19 protein-coding genes are annotated in these 20,393 nt (G+C 72.9%); 10 read left to right on the top strand and 9 right to left on the bottom strand.

Going from position 1 to position 20,393, the window contains the following annotated elements; translation table 11 throughout:
* Nucleotides 1-74: 74 nt before the first annotated feature.
* Complete coding sequence (locus VM95_RS26350; protein WP_045701041.1) at nucleotides 75-890, top strand: AfsR/SARP family transcriptional regulator; 816 nt, start codon at nucleotides 75-77, stop codon at nucleotides 888-890.
* A gap of 62 nt (nucleotides 891-952) precedes the next feature.
* On the opposite strand, the gene VM95_RS26345 is transcribed toward VM95_RS26350, so the two are convergent.
* The 6 genes from VM95_RS26345 to VM95_RS42795 form a co-directional block, all read right to left on the bottom strand.
* Complete coding sequence (locus VM95_RS26345; protein WP_052706572.1) at nucleotides 953-1,894, bottom strand: hypothetical protein; 942 nt, start codon at nucleotides 1,892-1,894, stop codon at nucleotides 953-955.
* 204 nt (nucleotides 1,895-2,098) lie between these two features.
* The gene (locus tag VM95_RS26340) at nucleotides 2,099-2,602 is read right to left on the bottom strand and encodes an LURP-one-related/scramblase family protein (protein ID WP_045701039.1); all 504 of its coding nucleotides are present in this window, start codon (nucleotides 2,600-2,602) and stop codon (nucleotides 2,099-2,101) included.
* A gap of 94 nt (nucleotides 2,603-2,696) precedes the next feature.
* Complete coding sequence (locus VM95_RS26335; RefSeq protein WP_045701037.1) at nucleotides 2,697-3,365, bottom strand: LamG domain-containing protein; 669 nt, start codon at nucleotides 3,363-3,365, stop codon at nucleotides 2,697-2,699.
* A gap of 41 nt (nucleotides 3,366-3,406) precedes the next feature.
* The gene (gene wecB / locus VM95_RS26330; RefSeq protein ID WP_045701036.1) at nucleotides 3,407-4,567 is read right to left on the bottom strand and encodes a non-hydrolyzing UDP-N-acetylglucosamine 2-epimerase; all 1,161 of its coding nucleotides are present in this window, start codon (nucleotides 4,565-4,567) and stop codon (nucleotides 3,407-3,409) included.
* A 56-nt stretch (nucleotides 4,568-4,623) separates the two neighbouring features.
* On the bottom strand, nucleotides 4,624-5,880 hold the full coding sequence (locus VM95_RS26325) for a glycosyltransferase family 2 protein (RefSeq protein ID WP_107073101.1): 1,257 nt from the start codon (nucleotides 5,878-5,880) through the stop codon (nucleotides 4,624-4,626).
* Nucleotides 5,877-6,041, bottom strand: a complete 165-nt coding sequence (locus VM95_RS42795) for a hypothetical protein (protein ID WP_157882218.1) — start codon at nucleotides 6,039-6,041, stop codon at nucleotides 5,877-5,879. The genes VM95_RS26325 and VM95_RS42795 overlap by 4 nt, the downstream gene beginning before the upstream one ends.
* A 449-nt stretch (nucleotides 6,042-6,490) precedes the next feature.
* Between VM95_RS42795 and VM95_RS26320 the strand changes: the two genes are divergently transcribed.
* From VM95_RS26320 to VM95_RS26280, 9 genes are all read left to right on the top strand, one after another.
* Nucleotides 6,491-8,224, top strand: coding sequence for a DUF2334 domain-containing protein (locus VM95_RS26320; protein WP_244178954.1), 1,734 nt, complete (start codon nucleotides 6,491-6,493; stop codon nucleotides 8,222-8,224).
* A gap of 35 nt (nucleotides 8,225-8,259) precedes the next feature.
* Nucleotides 8,260-9,336: a glycoside hydrolase family 113 gene (locus VM95_RS26315; protein WP_078860548.1), complete on the top strand. Its 1,077-nt coding sequence runs from the start codon at nucleotides 8,260-8,262 to the stop codon at nucleotides 9,334-9,336.
* 407 nt (nucleotides 9,337-9,743) lie between these two features.
* Nucleotides 9,744-11,087: a cytochrome P450 gene (locus VM95_RS26310; protein WP_052706571.1), complete on the top strand. Its 1,344-nt coding sequence runs from the start codon at nucleotides 9,744-9,746 to the stop codon at nucleotides 11,085-11,087.
* Nucleotides 11,088-11,232: 145 nt separating this feature from the next.
* The gene (locus VM95_RS26305; RefSeq protein WP_045701028.1) at nucleotides 11,233-12,255 is read left to right on the top strand and encodes a UbiA family prenyltransferase; all 1,023 of its coding nucleotides are present in this window, start codon (nucleotides 11,233-11,235) and stop codon (nucleotides 12,253-12,255) included.
* Nucleotides 12,252-12,959, top strand: a complete 708-nt coding sequence (locus VM95_RS26300) for a ubiquinone/menaquinone biosynthesis methyltransferase (protein WP_045701026.1) — start codon at nucleotides 12,252-12,254, stop codon at nucleotides 12,957-12,959. Before VM95_RS26305 ends, VM95_RS26300 begins: the two co-directional genes overlap by 4 nt.
* Nucleotides 12,960-13,018: 59 nt before the next feature.
* The gene (locus VM95_RS26295) at nucleotides 13,019-14,794 is read left to right on the top strand and encodes a non-ribosomal peptide synthetase (protein ID WP_052707588.1); all 1,776 of its coding nucleotides are present in this window, start codon (nucleotides 13,019-13,021) and stop codon (nucleotides 14,792-14,794) included.
* Nucleotides 14,791-15,516, top strand: coding sequence for a thioesterase II family protein (locus VM95_RS39125; protein WP_052707587.1), 726 nt, complete (start codon nucleotides 14,791-14,793; stop codon nucleotides 15,514-15,516). Before VM95_RS26295 ends, VM95_RS39125 begins: the two co-directional genes overlap by 4 nt.
* On the top strand, nucleotides 15,513-16,715 hold the full coding sequence (locus VM95_RS26285) for a cytochrome P450 (protein ID WP_045701023.1): 1,203 nt from the start codon (nucleotides 15,513-15,515) through the stop codon (nucleotides 16,713-16,715). Before VM95_RS39125 ends, VM95_RS26285 begins: the two co-directional genes overlap by 4 nt.
* Nucleotides 16,716-16,741: 26 nt before the next feature.
* Nucleotides 16,742-17,881, top strand: coding sequence for a DUF711 family protein (locus VM95_RS26280; protein ID WP_167352962.1), 1,140 nt, complete (start codon nucleotides 16,742-16,744; stop codon nucleotides 17,879-17,881).
* A gap of 49 nt (nucleotides 17,882-17,930) precedes the next feature.
* Here VM95_RS26280 and VM95_RS26275 read toward each other — a convergent pair whose 3' ends face one another.
* The 3 genes from VM95_RS26275 to VM95_RS26265 all read right to left on the bottom strand — a co-directional run bounded on the left by VM95_RS26275 (nucleotide 17,931) and on the right by VM95_RS26265 (nucleotide 20,388).
* Entirely contained in the window at nucleotides 17,931-18,365 is a 435-nt protein-coding gene (locus VM95_RS26275) for a lasso peptide biosynthesis B2 protein (protein WP_045701020.1), read from the bottom strand.
* Nucleotides 18,362-18,619, bottom strand: a complete 258-nt coding sequence (locus VM95_RS26270) for a lasso peptide biosynthesis PqqD family chaperone (protein ID WP_045701018.1) — start codon at nucleotides 18,617-18,619, stop codon at nucleotides 18,362-18,364. The genes VM95_RS26275 and VM95_RS26270 overlap by 4 nt, the downstream gene beginning before the upstream one ends.
* A 65-nt stretch (nucleotides 18,620-18,684) precedes the next feature.
* Entirely contained in the window at nucleotides 18,685-20,388 is a 1,704-nt protein-coding gene (locus VM95_RS26265) for an asparagine synthase-related protein (RefSeq protein ID WP_157882217.1), read from the bottom strand.
* Nucleotides 20,389-20,393: the final 5 nt, after the last annotated feature.

The raw sequence follows: 20,393 nt of genomic DNA, 5'->3' as shown, positions 1-20,393 counted from the left end.
GGTCGCTGACGGTGACGGTCCTGTGACGAGGTGCGCATAGCCTCGCAGGGCCGGGCTTCGACTGGAGGACCGCCATGCACGCACCGTTCCTGGAAACGCCGATCCCGATCCCCGGTCAGGCCGACGCGCCGACCCTGCACCTCTTCGGCACTCCCCGGGTGGTGCACGCGGGCCGCCGGCTGGAGGTGCCCGAAGGCAGCAAGCGGCTGCTGGCCTTCGTCGTCCTCAACGGCGGGTGGGTGGAACGCCGCCACGCCGCCGGCACCCTCTGGCCGCTGGGCGACGACCTCCGGGCGGCCGGGAACCTCCGCTCGGCGCTGTGGCGGCTCAAGGCGGCCGGCATCGACGTGCTCGACTCGGACAAGTGCTCGCTCTCCGTGCGCGAGCACACCGTCGTCGACCTGTACGTGCTGTGCGAGTGGGCCGGACGCCTGATAGCCGGCACCGCCACCGCCGCCGACCTCGGCACCTTCCGCTGGCGCGCCGACGTGCTGGACCTGCTGCCCGGCTGGTACGACGACTGGGTGCTGATCGAGCGCGAGCGGATCCGCCAGCGGCTGCTGCACGGCCTGGAGGCGCTCAGCCGCCACCTCGTCCGGGCGGGCCGCTGCGCCGAGGCGGTGGAGTCGGCGATGGTCGCGGTCGGCGTCGAACCGCTCCGGGAGAGCGCTCAACGCGCCCTGATAGAGGCGCACTTGGCCGAGGGCAACCTGGTCGAGGCGCTGCGCAGCTACGACGCCTACCGCGGCCTGACCCACCGGGAGCTCGGCGTCGAGCCCGGCCGGGAGCTGTCGCTGCTGCTGCGGGCGCACTGCGACGCCGTCCGTCCGCCCGCCCCGCCCGCCCCGCCCGGCCCGCGCCGGCCCGACCGCCTCGCGGCGGGCGGCTGAGCAGCGCACTCTGCCCACCGTCCCGCCGCGAGACGACGATCCCGGCTGGCCGGGACCGAGTCCTAGCCGTGCGTCACGCACTTGTTGGCGCTGTTCGACCACAGGCCCTGGAGGTCGAAGGTGCCGGTGCTCAGCGTGACGTAGGCGTCGAGGTTCTCGCACTCGTCGCCGATCTCGCCGCCGCCGCCGTTCCAGCCGATGCTGGGCCAGAAGTCGGTGACGGTCTCGGCGTACTCGTGCGTCTCGGTGGACTCGATGCCGGAGAGCAGCCGGCCGTCCGTGAACGTGGTGCACGAGCCGGCGCCGTTGTCCGGGATGTACGGCAGGTTGGTGTAGGCCAGGGTGCCGTAGGAGCTGCTGGTCTTGTCGTGCCAGGCGCAGAAGCCGGTGTTGGGGAAGCCGTCCGGGTGCGTGTGGGTGGCGGAGACCACGACGTACTGGGCGTTGAGGTTGGGCGCCTGGGTGGTGTTGCCGAAGTGGGCGGCGGCCTTGCCGGCCTCGGCGCCGATCTGGGCGGCGGTCGCGCTGCTCGGCGCGGCGGCGGCGTTGTCGAACCACACGCCGGCCAGCGGGGAGGACGCCGGGTGCTGGACGTGGGTGCCCTGGGTGCCGCAGGTGCTGGTGCCCTTGGCGACGCCCTCGCAGTACTGGGACATGATGGTGCCCCAGGTGTCCTGGCTGCCGTACAGGCCCTTGAACATGTTCTGCAGGTCCGGTGCCACGCCGGCCGGGTCGGAGGACCACTGCGAGCCCCAGAAGACCAGGTACACCTTCGGGGTGGGGGACACCACGCCCTGGGTGGCGCTGGAGCCGACCTTGAGCGTGTTGCTGGTGGAGCCGGCGGCGACCTGCGGCGCGGCGCCGGAGTGGAGCGGCTTCACCCCGAAGTGGCCCGGTGCCGCGGCGGGTTGCGCCGCGGCACCGGAGGCCAGCGAGGTGGAGCCGAGGGCGGCCAGGGCCAGCGCGGCCAGCGTGTGGGCGGCGGCCTTGAACGGCTTGCGCATGCGTCTGCTCCCGAGTGTGAGGGTGTGGGAGGGGCGTACGTGCGGTTGCTGAGCCCCGACACCACATCAGCTCGGCGGCGGATCCGTCCAGATGCGCGGAGGCCGCGACGGGAAGTCTTTGCCGTGGCTATGCCAAACCCTGGACCGGTCCTCACCCGGGCCTCACCCGGTCCGCACCCCGCTCGCCCCCGGCTTGCCCCCGTCTCACAGATTGGTGAGCTGGTCCCCCTTGGCGTCCTGGATGGTGTGGTCGACGCAGACCGCGAGGACGATCAGGATCAGCGCGTCCTGCTCGCTGAGCACGTCCACGGCGTACGCGTCGCGGATGGTGAACCAGCGCCGGGACACGTGCGCCAGCGTCGTCCCCTCGTGCCGGATGTCGAACTCCCGGTCCCAGAGGTTCCCGTTCACCTGCAGCCGGCGGCCGTCCCCGAGCCGCACCTTGAAGCGGTCCCCGAAGAGCTTGAACATCTTCTTGCTGATCTTGGCGGTCGGCTGCCCGTCCTGCTTGATCAGCAGCGTGTGGTGGATCGTGAACGCCTTGCGGACGATGGTCGCGACGCGCTCGCCGCTCGTGTCCACCAGGGCGAAGGTGCGCCGCAGCCGGAAGAACTTCCGGTTCACGCGGTACAGCTTCTCCCGGTGCTCGGTCTCGATCCAGGCCTCCTCGTGGAAGGCGAACATCCGGTCGCGGACCAGGTAGCGCACAGTACTTCCCCCGTGATGACTCGTCTCCGCCGCCCCGACCGGAACGGCGCGGCCCAGAGCGTAGCGCCTGCTCAGCACGGGTGGACGCCGCCCCCTACCCGGCCGGTTCCGCCGAGACGTCGGTGAACTCGACGTGGGCGTCCTCGGTGTAGGCGCCGATGCTGCCGGTGGGGTAGGGGCGTTCGTGGTCGTCGAAGGCGACCAGGGGGTGGCCGTCGACGGTGGCTTCGAGGTGGGGGCCGTGCTGGGTGACCCGGACGTCGGCGGGGTGGTCGACGGGGAAGGGCTGGTCGCCGGTGGCGAGGAAGCGTTGGCCGCCGGGGTAGGCGGGGTCGCGTTTGCCCAGTTCCCAGCCGTTGGGCTTGAGGATGACGTAGTAGAAGTGGTCCGGGTCGGTGTAGGCCCAGACGAGCCAGGCGACTTCCCAGGGGTTGGGGGTGGGGGTGCGCAGCTGGGCGACGGTGCGCAGGGTGGCCCGGAGGGTGAGGTCCTGGTACTGGCGGGTGGAGACGATCAGTCCGGCGTGGGTCTCTGCCGGGGTGCGGGCGGGTGCGGGGGAGAGGGAGAGGCCGTTGTCGAGGCCGGTGTTGGTGCCGTGGCCGTCGAAGACGGACCGCCAGGGGCCGTGGACCGAGCCGTCGGTCCACGGCCGGGCGGGTTCGCCGCCTCCGCCGCCCCAGACGGGGCCCACCGTGAGGGCGAGCCCCGTCACCGCGACGGCGGTGAGCAGTGCGAGGGGGAGGAGCCGGTGAACTCGCGTCATGCCGTCGAGTATGCCGCCGCGGGAGCGGGTCGGAGACCGGGTCAGGGGGCGACCAGGGGGTTCGGCGTGGGCGCCGCAGCCGCGTCCACCCCGAAGTCCTCGGCGAGTTGGGCCAGGATCCGTTCGGTGGCGTGTCCGTCGCCGAAGGGGTTGCCGGCCTTGGCCATCCGCAGGTAGGCGTCCTGGTCGTCGAGCAGCCGCTCGGCGGCGTCCAGGATGACCTGCGGGTCGGTGCCGACGAGTCTGGCCGCGCCGGCCTCGACGGCCTCGGGCCGTTCGGTGGTGGTGCGCAGGACGAGGGCGGGCTTGCCGAGGGTGGGGGCCTCCTCCTGGACGCCGCCGGAGTCGGTGAGGACGAGGTCGCAGCCGGCCAGGGTGGCGGAGAAGTCGAGGTAGTCGAGCGGTTCGACGATCCGGATGTCGGGGTGGTCGGACAGTTCGGGGAGCAGGGCCTCGCGGACGGCGGGGCTCTTGTGCAGCGGCAGGACGATCTCGACGTCGCCGCGGTCGGCGAGCCGGCGCAACGCCTTGCCCATGGCGCGCATGGTGTCGCCCTGGTTCTCCCGGCGGTGCAGGGTGACCAGGACGCGTCGCAGGCCGGTGCGGAAGTGGTTGCGGCCGGTGCCCTCGCGGAGCACCCACAGCAGGTTGTCGATGACGGTGTTGCCGGTGACGAACACCTCGGCCTCGGGCACGCCCTCGGTGGTGAGGTGGCCGGCGGCGCGGGGGGTGGGGGCGAAGTGCCAGCGGGCGATGCGGCCGATGAGGCGGCGGTTGAGCTCCTCGGGGAAGGGGTTGTCGGCCACGCCGGTGCGCAGCCCGGCCTCGACGTGGGCGACGGGGATGTGCTCGTAGAAGGCGGCGAGGGCGCCGGTCAGGGCGGAGGTGGTGTCGCCCTGGACGACGACGAGGTCGGGGCGTTCGGCGTGCACGACCTCGCCGAGTCCGTCGACGAGCCGGGCCGTCAGCTTGGCGAGGTCCTGTCGTTCGCGCATCACGTCGAGCTCGAACTTGGCTTCCACGTGGAGGAGTTCGAGCATCTGCTGGAGCATCTCGCGGTGCTGGCCGGTGCTGACGACGAGGGGGGTGAAGTGTGGGGAGGCGGCCATGGCGCGGGCGACCGGCGCGAGCTTGATCGCTTCCGGCCGGGTGCCCAGGACGAGCATGGCGCGGACGGGTGTGGTGCTGGCGTTCGGGGACATGGGTCTCCCAGGGAGGGTGCCTGCCCGTGGTGGCAGGGGGGAGGGTCGGGTGCGCGTCAGGTGCGCGCGGTCTTGAGCCAGGTCTGCTTGCCGGTGAGCATGCGCCACAGGCCCCACCATCCGGCGGCGAACCAGATGTAGCCGTAGAGCACGAAGACGTGGGACAGCAGGATCGCGCGGACGAGACCGAGTCCGCGCTCGCGGCGGGAGTACACCCAGCCGTAGGCGTACGCCGCGGTGAAGGACAGGACGTACGGGCCGATGAACCACATCGGTGTCATCAGCGGGTGGCCGGCCCGGACGGAGCCGAGCACGACGGCGCCCGCGGCGACCAGGAAGGAGAGCGGCAGCAGCGAGGTGAGCAGGATCAGGACGGGACTCGACAGGTGGTAGAGCAGGTCGACGGCGGGTTTGACGGGGACTTCGCGCAGGATGAGCGGGACCAGCTTGGCCGACTGCAGGTGGCCCTGGAACCAGCGGGACCGCTGGCGCACCAGCCGGCGCACGTCCAGGACGGCCTGCTGGGAGACGGCGGCGGTGGTGCAGTGGTGGTTGGTCCAGCCGCGGGCGATGAGGCGCACCCCGAGGTCGAGGTCCTCGGTCAGGGAGTCGCTCCACGGCCCGTTGCCGTGGTCGTCCATGAGGCCGTCCAGGGCGGAGAGCCGCATGAACTGGCCGTTGCCGCCCATGCCGACGCTGCCGAAGTGGCGCCGGGCGGACTGGAAGATGTCGCCGTAGATGACGAACTCCATGTCCTGGAGCCGGGCGAGCAGGCCCTGGTGGCGGTTGTACATCCGCACGCCGACCTGGGTGGCGCCGGTGCGCGGGTCGTCGAAGTACGGGTCGACGGCCTGGACGACGTGCGGGTCGAGGCGGCCGTCGGCGTCGACGACGCAGACGACGACGTCGCCGGGGTCGCGTCCTTCGAGGATGCCGGACTCCCGCAGGTGGCGGATGCCGGCGTTGAGGGCGGCGCCCTTGCCCTTGCGGGCGTCGGGCAGGTGCCGCTGGAGGAGCTTGACCCGGGCGGGGTCGGCGGCGCGGGCGATGTCGGCGGTGCGGTCCTCGGAGGCGTCGTCGATGACCAGGGCCAGGAAGTTGCCGGTCGGCAGCGAGGTGATCCGGGCCAGGCTCTCGGCGAGGACCTTCTCCTCGTTCAGGCAGGCGAGGAGGAAGACGTAGAGGCGTTCGGTGTCGTGGTGGCCGTGGTCGTGGCGGACCGGGCGTCGGGAGAGCAGGAAGAGGGCGGAGTTGTAGCAGCCCGCCATCACGATGATGGCGATGCTGGACCAGAGCAGAACCTCCGTGATCACTTTTGTTCACCATGGTTTCGGAGAACGAACCAGAATTTGGCCAGAAGGAGAACGGCGGCTGTCGTGCAGTAGAGCAGGAATCCGGCACCGGCCACTTCTTGCAGGCCCTTGGCAAAAGGTATGCCGGGCAGGACTTCCGGGGCCGCGGTGAGGCCGGCCAAGGGCAGACCTATCCCCAGAGCTGGTTTTCCGTACATGAGAGAGATCCCCCCGGATTTCGGCACGCCCGTCGTCCCGGGGCATGCGCAGGGAGGTTATCAGACGGGAAGGGGCCTTTACGGTTTATGGTCGGAGATGAAGAATCGGAAGGATGAATTCCGAGATCGTCGGGTCCTTGTCAAATGCGGCTTTGGCGTCCGGAGCCCTGTTGACACTCCCCGGGCCCGGAGCAAGAATCACCGAATTATCAGGCTTCGTCGCGGCGTTCTCCCCGATTAGCGGGGCGCCTTCGGTGAAGGGCCGGTAAAAACGCCAAATCAGGGGGGCAGTAATGAAGAATGTGCGAGGGAGAGCTCCGGTTTCTCATGTCTCGCTCAGCTTGACCGTGATCGCGGCCCTCCTGGGCGGCGTCGGCCTTTCCACGGGGGCGGAGGCCAGCCCGGGACCGGCGGTGTCCTCGCCCGGGACCAGCGGATTCCAGAGCGGATTCGACGGAGCGTCCGAGGATCTGACGGCGTGGAGCGCCGAGCAGCGGCGGAACGACCGCGAGCGCCGGGCGCACCGGCTCGCCGTCACCCCGGCCGCCGCGCCGAAGGCCGCGGCCGCTTCGAACGCCCCGAACGCCGCGGCCGTCCCGAACGCCACGGCCGCCCCGAACGCCACCGCCGGCACCTCGGCCCTCGTCCTCTACGACACCACCGGCCCCTACGGCTACCTCGGCGAGCTCTACGCGATGGCCGTCGCCAACCTGGCCGGCCACTTCGGCACCGTCAGCGCCAAGCCGGTGTCCGCGTACACCCCGGGCCTGGTGGAGCAGTACTCCGCCACCGTCTACGTCGGCTCGACCTACTACGGCGGCGCCATACCCGACGCCGTGCCCGCGTCCTTCTACCAGGACGTGATGGCCACGGCGAAGCCGGTCGACTGGATCGGCGACAACATCTGGAACATGGCGAACGCCGTCGGCATCGAGAACTTCAAGACGAAGTACGGCTGGGACCCGACCAACTCCTACTTCTCCACCAACGGCGGCGTCGGCAACATCAACCAGGTCGTCTACCAGGGCCAGACGCTGACCCGGAAGTTCCCGGCTGGCCAGGACGGCGGCGTGCTGCACCCCGCCCTGTCCGGCGCCGGCTACCCGCAGGTGACCCAGCTCGCGCAGGCCGTCGACGGCACCACCGGGGCCACCAGCCCGTGGGCGTTCCGCTCGGCGAACCTCACCTACGTGGGCGAGATCCCCTTCGCCTACGTGTCCGAGCAGGACCGGGTGATCGTGTTCGAGGACCTGCTGTTCGACGCCCTCGCCCCGGCGACCCCCGCGCGCCACCGGGCGTTCGTGCGGCTGGAGGACATCAGCCCCGACGCGGACCCGGCGCAGCTGCGGGCCATGGCCGACTACCTGGCCTCGCAGCACATCCCGTACGGGATCAACGTCATCCCCGTCTACACCGACCCCAAGGGCGTCTACGACAACGGGATCCCGCAGACCGTCACCCTGGCCCAGGCCCCGGACGTCGTCGCCGCGCTCCAGTACATGCTCCAGCACGGCGCCGTCCTGATGAACCACGGCTACACCCACCAGTACGGCAACGTCGCCAACCCCTACACCGGCGTCACCGGCGACGACTTCGAGTTCTTCCGCGCCCACATCGACGCCGCCAACAACGTGGTGTACGACGCCCCGCCGGCCGAGGACTCCGCGGCCTGGGCGCAGGCCCGGGTGAGCGCCGGCCTCGCCCAGTTCGCGTTGGCCGGCCTGCCCAGGCCCGCGCTCTGGACGACCCCGCACTACGCGGCCTCCGCCGCCGACTACCGGGTCTTCGGGCAGAACTTCACGGCGCGCCTGGAGCGCCCGCTGTACTTCGCCGGAACGCTCGGCGGCGGACCGGTGAACGCCGCCCGCTACATCGGCCAGTTCTTCCCGTACTCCGTGAAGGACGTCTACGGTACGACCGTGCTCCCGGAGAACATCGGCAACTACGAGCCGGTGCCCATCAACAACCACCCGGCGCGCCTCCCGGCCGACCTGATCGCCTCGGCGAAGGCCAACCTGGCGGTCCGGGACGGCGTGGCGAGCTTCTTCTACCACCCGTACTACGACGTGGCCCCGCTCCAGCAGACCATCGACGGCATCAGGGCCCTCGGCTACACCTTCGTCGGCCCGATGGACCTCGCCAACTGAACTCCCCGGATGAGGAGTCGTCACACGTGAACCCGATGAAGAGGATGGCCGCCGCCTGGTCGGCGCTGGTCGTCCTCTTCGTCGGCGCCGGATGCTCCTCGTCCGGCGGCGACGAAGAGGACACCCCGCAGCCCGCCCCCTCGGCCAGCGGCCCCAGCACCCGGCCCGCGGACGGGGACACCGGCGCGTTCCGGGGCATGACGCTCCCCTCCTGGAACACCCACGACTACGACAGCCCGCAGGCCGCGACCTACCTGCAGCAGATCGCCGCCACCGGCGCCCGGTGGGTGACCCTCACCCCGACCTGGTACCAGGACCGGGTCACCGACTCCGAGCTGCGCACCACCGAGGAGACCGCCTCCGACGAGAGCCTGCGCAGCATCATCCGGCGCGCCCACGACGCAGGCCTCGCGATCATGGTGAAGCCGCACGTGGACCTGGTGAAGGGCGGCGACCGGGCCGGGATCAGGCCGGCGGACCCGGACGCCTGGTTCGCGGCCTACCGGCGCTTCATCACCCACTACGCCGACCTCGCCGCCGACACCGGCGTCGAGCAGCTCTCGGTCGGCACCGAACTCGCCGGCACCTCCCAGGACGGCGCGCGCTGGAGCGGCGTCATCGCCGCCGTCCGGGGCCGCTACCGGGGCCGGCTGACGTACGCCGCCAACTACGACGAGTACCGGAACGTCCCGTTCTGGAAGGACCTCGACGTCATCGGCATCGACGCCTACTGGCCGCTCGCCGACCGGGCCACCACCGACGGCGCGCAGCTGCGCGAGGCCTGGAAGCCCATCGCCGACGAGCTCGCCGCCTTCTCCGAACGCCAGCAGCGGAAGGTCCTGTTCACCGAGGCCGGCTACGTCAGCCAGCGCGGCACCACCACCGCGCCGTACTCCTGGACCGTCTCCAAGAGCGACGGCAGCGCCGAACAGGCCGCCGCCTACGAGGCCTTGCTCGCCTCCTTCGACGGCAAGGCGTGGTGGGCCGGCGTCTGCTGGTGGATGTGGGACGACTGGCCCGACAGCGGCGAGACGGCGAAGCACCTCGCCTACACCCCGCACGGCAAGCCCGCCGAGGAGGTCCTGCGCAGGTGGTGGGCGCACACCGGCTGACCCGGCCCCGGCCCGCGGCCGGATCCGCCCGGGCGCCGAGGACGCACCGCCCCTCGCGCCCCAAGTCGGCCTGGTCAAGCGCGCGGTGAGGAAATCTCAGGCATGAGGTGGACGGAAACGCCCGCCCCGCCCGTCACCTTCCTGCCATCCGCTTGCTCCGCCGGGCCGCGCGAGAGTACGACTTGTACACGCCGACTGGATCAAGGTGCGGCCGCTCCCGCGGGCGGCGTCCCGGCCGACCGGCGAACTCCGTACGGACTCCGTGTCCGGCGCTCCGCCGGGAGGTGCCCGGTCGCCGTCACCCACGCCGACCGCACGCGCCCCCCGGCCACCGGCATTGACGCATCGATTCACCAGGGGGGCCCGAGATGGCAGGGACGGTCGCGAGCGCGCTACCCGTGAGGCAGGTGCGGCACGACAGCGGCGTGCTCGCCGCGCCCACCGTGCCGCCGAGGCGCCTGCCCGTGCTCGGCGACCTGCCGCGGCTGCGCTCGAACCTGCTGAACGCCATCCAGTACGCCGCCCGGGACGGCAGCGAGCTCTCGTACTTCTCGGTCGGCCCCAAGCGCATGGTCTTCGTCAACCGCAGCGCCGCGGCCGACACCGTCCTGTCCGACATCCACACCTTCGGCAAGCCGGACGGCGAGAACCCGCTGCGGCTGGTGCTCGGGGACGGGCTGATCAGCAACCCGTACCACGACCAGTGGCTGCAGCGTAGGCGCGCCCTGCACCCCATGTACGGCCGCCCCAGCCTGGCCGGCATGCGGCAGACGATGGCCGACGTGATCGCCGAGCACACCGGGCGCTGGCAGGGCCGCGAGCGCACGGAGCTGCGCGTCCACGAGGACATGCTGTCCTTCGCCCTCGACATCGTGTCCCGGTGCATGTTCAGCCGCTCCGGCGACTCGGTGGCCGCCGTCCTGACCCCGGGCACGATCTCGTTCCTGCTCGGCTTCGTCGAGCGCCGCCTGCAGATGCCGCTCTCCCTGCCGGTCGGCGTGCCGACCCGCCGCAACCGGACCTTCACCGCCACCATGCAGGGCCTGGACGACCTCGTCCACCGGATCATCCGGGAGCGCCGCCGCACCGGCGAGCGGCAGGGCGACCTGCTGGACATGCTGCTGGAGGCCAGGGTCGGCGACGCCGCCGAGCCGCTGACCGACGTCGAGGTCAGGGACGAGGTGCTCACCACCTTCGTCGCCGCGTACGAGACCACGGCCAGCGCGCTCACCTGGATCCTCTACCTGCTCGCCTGCTACCCGGACGTCCAGCAGAGCCTGCGCGAGGAGGTCCGCGCGGGCACCCCGGCCGACTCCCGGGAACGGCCGGGGAGCACGCTGATGGAGGGCGTCATCAACGAGGGGATGCGGCTCTTCCCGCCGTCCCCCACCATCCCCCGCCAGGTCCAGAAGGACGTGCGGATCGGCTCGTCCACGGTCCCCGCGGGATCGATGGTGATGCTCAACGTGGCCGCCATCCACCGGGATCCGGACGTGTGGGAGCGCCCCGACGAGTTCCTGCCGGAGCGCTTCCGGGGCGGCACCCCCGGCAAGGGGACCTTCCTGCCCTTCGGGGCCGGCGCCCACATGTGCATCGGCAAGGGCTTCGCCATGATGGAGATGAGCATGCTGCTCGCGAGCATCCTCGACACCTTCGAGATCTCCCAGCGGGACGCCACCGGCCCCGCCCCCAAGGCCATGCTCACCCTGCGCCCCCGCGAAGGCTTCGGGCTGACTCTCACCCGGATGTGACGGCACCCCGGCCGCCCGCCGCCGGGGCGGCGGCCGTCCCGTGCACGCCGTCCCGTGCACGCCGCCCCGTGCACGCCGTCCCGTGCACGCCGCCCCCGCACGCCCGCCGGAGTCGGCACGATTCCCGTCAGAGAGGTTCGTCCCCATGCGCGGCACGACGCGTTTCCACGCGGTGGTCAAGAACGTCCGCCCCCGCACACTCCTGGTCAGCCCGCTCTCCTACTGCGTGGGCGCGGCGGTCGCCGGCCACAGCCTCGACCTCACGGTGCTGCTCGGCGTCCTCTTCCACGTGCTCGCCCCGCTCGCCGCCAACGCCCACAACGCCGTGACCGACCTGGTGGAGGACGGCGAGAACGTCCCCGGCCGGCTCAAGCTGGTCGAGGCGGCCGGCGTCGGGCTGCTCCAGCGGGTCCTGTACGGCGGCCTCGCCGTCATGCTGCTGCTCGCGCTGCTGATCTCCTTCGCCCAGTCCCTGCTCTGGGTGTACGCCGTCTTCCTGGTGCTCGGCTACTCCTCCAAGCGGTTCCGCCTGAAGGGCCGTCCGGTCGTCGGCATGGCGGTCTTCTCGATGGCCGTCACCGAGCCGTTCATCGCCGGCGCGCTGCTCGGCGACTCCTGGTGGGAGCTCCCGCACTACGACTCCCTCCAACAGCCCGTCCTGCTGGCCGCGTTCCTGTTCTGCTGGTACTTCGCCAAGGGCATCATGAAGAACGTCCCCGACTACGCCGGGGACAAGGCCGCCGGGCTGCGCACCATCCCCGCGCTGCTGCCCTCGCAGCAGGCCGGCGCCTGGGTCGCGGCCGTCGCCACCACGCTGGTGTACGCCGCGTTCCCGCTGCTCGTGCTGGTCAGCGACCTGCCGAACCGGCTCGCCTACGTCGGCGTCATGGTCGTTCCGGCCGTGGCTAACATGGTCTCCATGGTCCGCGCCCGGACACCGATCGAGTACAACCTGGTCGGCCAGCGGGACATGTACGTGTCCGTGGTCTTTCTCGGCCTGCTGCTCTTCGGCGTGCGGCCATCGGTCGGGACGGCGCTCATCGGAGCGTTCGCCGTCGCGGTCATGGCCTGGGCGGACCTGTCCGGTTCGGACTCCCGGGTGAGCCACCACATCACCCGGGCCGAGCCGGAGGCGGGTGTTCCCAGTGGAGGAGGGCGTAACAGGTGACGACTGACCGCACGCAGGACGGCAAGGGTTCCGACGTGCACGGGATCTTCCAGAAGATCGCCGGCTACTACGACCGGATGAATTTCGTCATGACGCTCGGCCGTCATGAGAAGTGGTGCCGGGAGGTGGCCGCGCGCGTCGCGCCCGCCCGCGGCGGACAGCTGCTGGACCTGGCCACCGGCACCGGCGTGATCGCCCTGGAGGCCGCCCGCCGGTACCCCACCGTCACGGTGACCGGCGCCGACTTCTCCGCGGAGATGCTGCGCCGCGCGAAGGCCAAACCCGGTGCCGACGCGGTGCGTTGGCAGCACGCGGACGCCACCGACCTGCCGTTCGAGGACGAGTCCTTCGACGGCATCACCGAGGGCTACCTGCTGCGCAACGTCGCCGACCTGCCCGCCGTGCTCCGCGAGCAGCACCGCGTCCTCAAGCCCGGCGGCCGCGTCGTGATCCTCGAAACCTGCCCGCCGAGCGGCCTGGTGGAGCCCGTCGTGAAGTGGGGCATGCGCGTCATCGTCCCGCTGCTCGGGCAGGTCGTGGCGCGCGACCGGAAGTCGTACACCTACCTGGAGTCCAGCACCCGCGCCTTCGAGACGCCGCAGAGCATCGCCGTCGTGCTGCGCGGGCTCGGGTTCCGGGACATCGGATGGCGCAAGAAGTTCTTCGGAACGAACGTCATCCTGTGGGCCACCAAGGCGAATTGACGGCGAAGGGGCGGCTGGGTGTCGTGGTGAACTTAGGGGGAGAACTGGTGAGTAGGCCCGTGACGGACAGCCACGCGAGCGTGCCGCACATAGCGCACGCCAGGAGGGCACTGGAGTCCTGGGCGTCCGAGCACCCCGACCGCCCCGGCTTCGTCGGGACCGACGGCACGGGGCTGACCTGGGCGCAGATCGCCGCCTCCACGCGGACCCTGGCCGACCGCCTGGAGCGGGCCGGGGTCGGCGCGGGCGACCGGGTCGCCGTCATGGCGGGCCGCTCGCGCTACGGGCTCAGCAGCCTGCTGGCGATCTGGGCCAACGGCTCCTCGGCGGTGCTGCTCGACGAACGGCACCCCGCCGAGCGGCTGCGCTGGATCGTCGCGGACGCCGGGTGCAAGGTGCTCGTGACCTCCGAGCCCGACGACGCCGACCTCGGCCTCGCGCTGATCGGGACGGACGGCACGGAGGCCGCCGGCGCCGCGCCGGCCACCGGCCTCGGGTGGGACGACTGGGCGGACACCGAGCGCCAGGCCGAGGCGTACGTCGTCTACACCTCGGGCACCACCGGCCGCCCCAAGGGCGTCCGGGTCGGCTCCGCCGCCCTGGGCAACCTCCTCGCCGAGGCCGCGACGCTCGGCTTCCGGCCCGGCAGCCGCGCCGTCGTGGCCGTCTCCCCGGGCTTCGACGGCTGGCTGTGGTCGGTGCTCACCCCCTTCGTCAACGGCGTCACCTGCGTCGCCGTCGACCCCGCGCTCGGCAACCTCGAACAGGCCCTGGCCGCACGGGAGATCGACAACCTCTGCCTGACCCCCTCGCTGTACGCCGCGCTCACCGAACTGCCCAGGGCCGAGGTCGCCGTGGTCGCCGGCGAGCGCTGCCCGGACGCCCTGGTCGACCGCCTGCGGGGGGCGGCCGACCGGGTGCTCAACGTGTACGGCCCGACCGAGGGCACCATCGCCGCCACCGTGGCCGACACCGCCCGCGGGGACGACCCCCGCACCATCGGCCGCCCGCTCGCCGGCTACACCGTCACCGTCGTCGACGCCGACCTGAACGAGCTCCCGGCCGGCGAGGCCGGCGAGCTGCTGATCGGCGGCGCCGGCGTCGCCCTCGGGTACGTCGACCCGCGCGCGCCCGGCGCCGAGCGCTTCGTCGAGCGCGGCGGCGCCCGGTACTTCCGCACCGGCGACCACGGGACGCTGCGCCCGGACGGACAGCTGAGCATCCTCGGCCGGGCCGACAACCAGGTCAAGATCGGCGGCTTCCGGATCGAGCTCGAGGAACTGGAGAACATCGCCGGCGAGGAGCCCGGCATCGAGGGCGCGGTCGCCTACACCCGCGGCGAGCCGGCCACCCTGGCCATCGGCCTGCAGACCGCCGCCGGCCGGCCGCTCGACGAGGAACTGCGCGCCCGGCTCGCCGCCCGGTTCGCCGCCCGGCTGCCGCGCCAGCTCTGCCCCGCTCTGCTGCACCGGATCGCCGACATCCCGCTGGAGCCGACCGGCAAGGTCGCCCGGCACGCGGTGGCCGCGCTCGGCGAGGCCGCGCAGGCCGAACAGGACGAGCGGGCGGTGCGGGCCGCCGCGGGCGGGTCGGACGGTCCCGGCCGGGACGACCACGTCCTCGGCAGCGTCCTCGCGGCCTGGGGCGGCGCCTTCGGGCACACCGTCGACCAGGACGCCGACTTCTTCGACATCGGCGGGCACTCCCTGCTCGCCGCCCAACTGGCCTCCCGCATCGAGACCGACCTCGGGGTGACCGTCACCATCAACGACGTCCTCACCACCCGGACCCCCGGCGCACTCGCCCGGCGGATCGACGAAACGAGGGCGGCGTGAGCTACCTGCGCTCCTTCGCCCCCGCGGGCGAGGCCGCCGCCACGACCGTCGCGGTCTTCCCGCAGGCAGGCGCCGGCTGCCTGCGGCTGCGCGCGACCGCCCGGGAGATGCCCCCCGGCACCCACCTGATCGGCGTCCAACTCCCCGGCCGTGAGGACCGGTTGGAGGACCGGCCGGCCGCCGGCCTGGCCGAGGTGGTCGACCGCGTCGCCGCCGAACTGCGCGACGGCGCGCGGCGCGGCCCGCTGGTCCTGCTCGGCGTCAGCCTCGGCGCGCTCATCGCCTACGAGGTGGCGCGCCGGCTCGAAGCCGTCGGCACCGCGGCCCGAGCCCTGGTCGTCGTCGCGGCCCGCTCGCCCGAGCACTGGCGCACCTTCCCCGCCGCGAACCCGCCCGAGGACGAACTGGCCGCCCTGCTCCACCCGGCCGTCCGCGACACCGAACTCGCCCGGTACGCCGTCGACGCGCTGCGCGCTGACCTGCGGCTGATGGCCGGCTACCGGGACCCGGCCGAACCGCTGACCGGCACCCCGCTGCGCTCCGTCTCCGGACTGCGCGACACGGTCGTCACCGCCGAGCAGATGGCCCGGTGGCGCGAGCGGGCCGCCGACTACCGAGGACACCACGTGATCGACGCGGACCACCACGCGTTCATGGCGCCCGACACCCTGCTCCGGGCCCTCCCGGACGACGACCTGACCCGGCAGGCGGTGCGCGGATGACCGAGCAGCGTACGGCACCGGGCGCGACGGCGCCCGACCTGTTCGAGCCGGGGCTCTTCGCGGGCACCGGCTTCTACGAGCGCTTCGCCTGGTACCGGGCGAACGACCCCGTCTCCTGGCAGCACCCCGCCGGGGAGCCGGAGGGGTTCTGGAGCGTCACCCGCTACCACGACGTCGTCGCGGTGCACCGCGACACCACCCGGATGAGCTCCACCGGGGGCATGCGGCTCGGCTCCACCGAGCGCGCCGTCAGCGCCGTCGCGAACAAGATGCTGATCGTCGCCGACCCGCCCGACCACACCCGGATGAAGCGCGTGCTCATCCAGCCGTTCTCGAACGACGTGCTGTCCCGCGCCGAGCAGTACGTCGAGCAGGTCGTCGCCGACGTCGTCGAGACGGCCGTCCGCCGGCCCGGCCCGGACCTGATCGCGCAGCTCGAACGGATCCCGACCGACGTCATCTGCGCCATCATGGGCCTGCCCCGCGCCGACTGGGAGTGGATCGGCCGCAAGACCACCGACGCCTTCGAATCCCCCTCCGAGGTGCAGCGGATCACGGCGAACGGCGAGATCTTCAAGTACTTCAGCGACCTGGTGCGCGAGAACCGCCGCACGGGCGCCAACGCGTTCGTCAGCGGCCTTACCGCGCAGGACACCGGCGGCGCGCGGCTGACCGACGAGGAACTGGTCTTCAACTTCAGCGGCATCCTCGCCGGCGGCAACGAGACGACCCGGTTCACCCTGGCCGCACTCACCCTCCAACTCGTCGAGCAACCGGACCAGTTGGCGCGCGTCCTGAGCGGGGAGGCCGATCCGGCCGTCGCCACCGAGGAGGCGCTGCGCTGGTCCGTGCCCGGCATGCACGTCATGCGCACCGCCACCGAGGCGCTGCGCGTCGGCGGCGTCGAGGTCGAACCCGGCCAGCGCGTGGTCACCTGGATCGGCTCGGCCAACCGCGACGAGGAGGTGTTCGCCGAGCCGGACACCTTCGACGTCGGCCGCACCGAGAACCGCCACCTGAGCTTCGGCGCGGGCCGCCACATGTGCCTGGGCAGCCGGCTCGCGCGGCTGGAGGTCGCCGCGTACCTGCGGACCCTGCGCCGCCTGGTGCGCGCGATGACCCTGGAGGGCGAACCGCGCTACAACGGGTCGAACTTCACCTGGGGCCTCAACGAACTGCCGGTGGTGCTGCACGCATGACATCCGACCTCTCTCCGGTGCGCGCCGTGACCCTCTGCCTCCCCGGCGAGGCGTTCCCGGGCGGCCGGGCCGACACCGCCGCCATCGGCCGGTACGGCGAGCAGGCGCTGGCGATCGCCGGCGAACTCGCCGCCGCCGGGTACGAGGTGCAGACCGTGCGCCTGTCCGCCCCGGCGCCCGACGGGCCGCTCGGCCCCGACCGGCTCCGCGCCCGGGCCGCCGCGCTCACCGAGGCCTGCCGGCGCTCCGGCGTCGGCAGCGCCTCGCTCGGGGCCCTGCGGCCGTCCGCGCTGGCCGGGGTGACGCCCGCGGAGGTCGCGGAGGTGCTGGTCGCGCACCCGCTGCTGTTCCTCGCCGTCCTGGTCGCCGAGGACGGCCGGGTGGACCACGCCGCCGTCGCCTTCGGCGCGGCCGTGGTGCGCGAGCTGGCGAACCGCGACGGGGAGGCCAACTTCCGGTTCGCCGCCGTCGCCCACCTCGGCCCCAACGCCCCGCTGTTCCCCGGCTCGTACGGCGACGGCGGCGCCGCCGGGGTGAGCGTGGGGCTCCAGTCGGCGGGCCCGCTGCTGGCCCGGGCGCGGGCGGCCGGCGAGCCCGACCCGGTGGCCGCGACGGAGCTCACCAGGAGCTGCCTGGACGGGCAACTCGCCCCGCTGGCCGCCCTGTTGCGGCCGGCCTGCGAGCGCCGGGGTCTGCTGTTCCACGGCTTCGACCCGTCCCCGGCCTGCGCCCCGGACGCCAGCATCGCGGAGTTCCTGGAGGCGGTCGGCGGCATCCGCTTCGGCGCCCCCGGGACGGTGGCGGCCTGCGCCGCGGTCACGGCGGGCATCCGCTCGGTCGGCCAACCCACGGTCGGCTACGCGGGGTTGATGCTCCCCGTCCTGGAGGACCGGGTGCTCGCGCTGGCCTGGCAGGAGGGGCGCATCGACACCGACTCGGTGCTCGCGTACTCCTCGGTCTGCGGCGCCGGACTGGACACCGTCCCGCTGCCGGCGACCACCGGTGACGACGAACTCGCCGCCGTCATCGGGGACATGGCGGCCCTGTCGGCCCGCTGGGAGAAGCCGCTGTCCGCCCGGCTGATGCTCGCACCGCCCGACGCCGACCCGCGCCGCACGCAGTTCCGGGCCGAGCAGATCATCAACATCGAGTACCCGGGCAGATAGCACTGCGGGGGACCGCCGGGCACCCCGGCGATCCCCCGCAGCACGCTTTTCAGGCCCGGTCGCCCGCCGGGCCGACGGTGAACAGGCTGCGGAAGTACGCGGGGTCCACGCCCTCGTCCACCATCCGCCCCTCGGCCTCCACCCAGGCGTGCGCGCCGAACGGCGGCCGGGCCCGGACGCCCACCACCCAGGTCGGCCAGGTGCCGCGGGCCCGGCAGAGCAGGATCGTCGCCAGCGAGCGCGGCAGGCAGCCCTCGAAGGCCGCGCAGCGCAGGCTGACCGTGACGACGGCGTTGCGGGCCGCCTCGGCCTCGGCGTAGGTCGCCGGGCGGGCGCCCTTGCTCAGCTTGGTCAGGAGGACGCGGATCCGGGCGGGCGGCTTGCGCGCGAGCAGCCGGGCCACGCCCACGGCCGTGCGGGCGGCGAGCTTGCGGCCGAGGGTGAGCCGCGTCGCGGCCCGGGCGGGGACCACCGAGTTGCTCACGCGGTCACCACCTTGAGCGCCACGAGCTTGGCGACCAGCCGTTCGACGTCCTGCCGGGCCTGGTCCAGTCCGACGGCGAAGGCGGCCGTCAGCCGCTCGGCGGCCTGCTCGACGGTGCTGCCGTCCGCCAGCGCCCGGAACGCCGTGGCGGCGGTCCCGTTGAGCTGGTAGTACCGGCCGTCGCGGCCGTCCAGCAGCACGATGCCGTACTCGGTGTCGGCGGTGGACACGTCGGGGTGAAGGGTGAGGGCCATGCCGGTCTCTCTCGTCGTGGTCGGGCGCGGTGCGGCGGGCCGGCGGCAGCCGGCGGGGGAGGTGCTCAGGCGAGCCGGTCCCTGGCCCAGAGCTCGACGCTCAGGGCGGCGAGCATCCGCACCCCGTGCGTGGTGGCCGTGTACGGGCGGCGGCTCAGCTCGCGCAGCGGGGCCGGGTCGACCAGCCCCAGCTCCGCCAGCCGGGAGGTCTGCCAGAGCGAGTCGAGTTCGAGCCGGTGCTTGGCGAAGCCCTCGGCGGCGATCATCGAGCCGTCCGCCTTGGTGCGCCGCTCCAGCATCCGCGGCGGCAGCACGCCGACCATGGCCCGCTTGATCAGCGGCTTCAACTCCCAGGGAGTGGCGCGGTCCTCCGGCCGGGCCGCGAGGCAGGCCGCGACCACCCGGTCGTCCAGGAACGGCGAGGAGCCCTGGTAGCCCGGCTGGGCGGACAGCTGGTGCATCGACCGGATCAGCAGCCCGGTGTCCTGGATCGTGACCAGGTCGCGGTGCCGACCGCGGCCGGGGTCGAGCGGCCGGGCCTGCTCGGCGGCGGCGCGCAGTTCGGCGAGGGCGGACTCCCTGGCCTCGGGGGTCAGCCAGTCGGGGAGGCCCATCGGGGCGTCCCAGTCGAAGACGTTGTTGCGGCGCCGGGCCCGGCCCGAGGCGAGCGCGTCCACCTCGGCCGTGAGCCAGGAGCGGTAGGAGCTGCCGTCCAGGAGGGTGCGCAGCGAGGCCCCGACGTCCATCCGGCTCAGTAGCCGGATGGTCCGCAGCCGCCGCAGGGCCTCCAGCGGCTGTCGGCGCAGCAGGCCGTGGTAGTAGGCGAAGGTGCCGGTCAGCATCTGGTCGCCGCCCAGGCCGTCCAGGTGCAGGGTGGAGCCGTGGCCGGTGGCGAGCTCGCGGGTGGCGTGCAGCCGGGGCGCGCTCAGCAGGGCGAGGTTGGGCTCGTCGGTGACCGCCCTGATGCCGGCCAGGCCTTCGAAGTTGCCGGGTATCTGGTGGCTGCCGAAGACGACGTGCCGGAGGTGGGGGAGTTCGGCGGCGGCGGTCTCGGCCCAGTACAGGTCGTCGTCGGCCTGGTCGTCGTTGGCCATGGTGAACCCGACGACCGGGGTCTCCTGCGCGGCCAGCGCGAGCAGGGAGGTGGAGTCGAGGCCGCCGGAGAAGTCGCCGGTCAGCCGGGTGGTCACGGCGAGCCGCGCGTCGACGGCACCGGTCAGCTCGGCGCGCAGCGCCGTCGCCGCGTCGTCGAGGGGCAGCTCGGGCCGCGGCGGCCGCCACCAGGTGTGCACCGAGGCGCCCCGGCCGTCGGCGGGCACCGACAGCCAGCTGCCGGGCGGTACGGTGTCGACGCCCCGCCAGACCGAGCGCTCGGACAGCGGGTGCGGCAGCGGTGCGAGCAGGCGCAGGGCGAGGACGCCCAAGTCGGCCTCGGAGCCGGTGAGTCGGGCCAGCAGGTCGGCCCGGTCGGCGGCGAGGGTGAGCCCGTCGAGGCGGGTGTGGCAGATCCGGCGCAGCCCGGAGGCGGTGCCCTGGATCCGCAGCCGTCCGCCCACCGAGGCGATCAGGTGGTAGCTGCCCGACCAGCGCAGCGACAGCTCGTCCAGCTGGGCCGGGTCGGTGATGCGGCGGGCCTGGGCGTCCAGGTCGGCCTGGGTGGCGGAGCAGATGCCCGCGACGGCGAGCAGGGTGTCCCCGGCCTCGGCCGTCAGGAACTGTCCGGGGACGATCCGGCCGGCCAGGAACGGCCGGCCGGATCGGTGCGACATGAGTG

The organism is Streptomyces rubellomurinus (genome assembly GCF_000961885.1).
Classification (GTDB): Bacteria; Actinomycetota; Actinomycetes; order Streptomycetales; family Streptomycetaceae; genus Kitasatospora; species Kitasatospora rubellomurina.
The sequence above is the reverse complement of the archived record's forward strand: the minus strand, read 5'-3'. Positions and strand labels throughout refer to the sequence as shown.

Excerpts from the sequence above, each read along its gene's own strand:
- VM95_RS26270 (WP_045701018.1), bottom strand. The coding sequence starts at position 18,619 with ATGGCCCTCACCCTTCACCCCGACGTGTCCACCGCCGACACCGAGTAC.
- wecB (WP_045701036.1), bottom strand. The coding sequence starts at position 4,567 with ATGTCCCCGAACGCCAGCACCACACCCGTCCGCGCCATGCTCGTCCTG.
- VM95_RS26350 (WP_045701041.1), top strand. The coding sequence starts at position 75 with ATGCACGCACCGTTCCTGGAAACGCCGATCCCGATCCCCGGTCAGGCC.
- VM95_RS26305 (WP_045701028.1), top strand. The coding sequence starts at position 11,233 with ATGCGCGGCACGACGCGTTTCCACGCGGTGGTCAAGAACGTCCGCCCC.
- VM95_RS26315 (WP_078860548.1), top strand. The coding sequence starts at position 8,260 with ATGAAGAGGATGGCCGCCGCCTGGTCGGCGCTGGTCGTCCTCTTCGTC.
- VM95_RS26265 (WP_157882217.1), bottom strand. The coding sequence starts at position 20,388 with ATGTCGCACCGATCCGGCCGGCCGTTCCTGGCCGGCCGGATCGTCCCC.
- VM95_RS26335 (WP_045701037.1), bottom strand. The coding sequence starts at position 3,365 with ATGACGCGAGTTCACCGGCTCCTCCCCCTCGCACTGCTCACCGCCGTC.
- VM95_RS26285 (WP_045701023.1), top strand. The coding sequence starts at position 15,513 with ATGACCGAGCAGCGTACGGCACCGGGCGCGACGGCGCCCGACCTGTTC.
- VM95_RS26345 (WP_052706572.1), bottom strand. The coding sequence starts at position 1,894 with ATGCGCAAGCCGTTCAAGGCCGCCGCCCACACGCTGGCCGCGCTGGCC.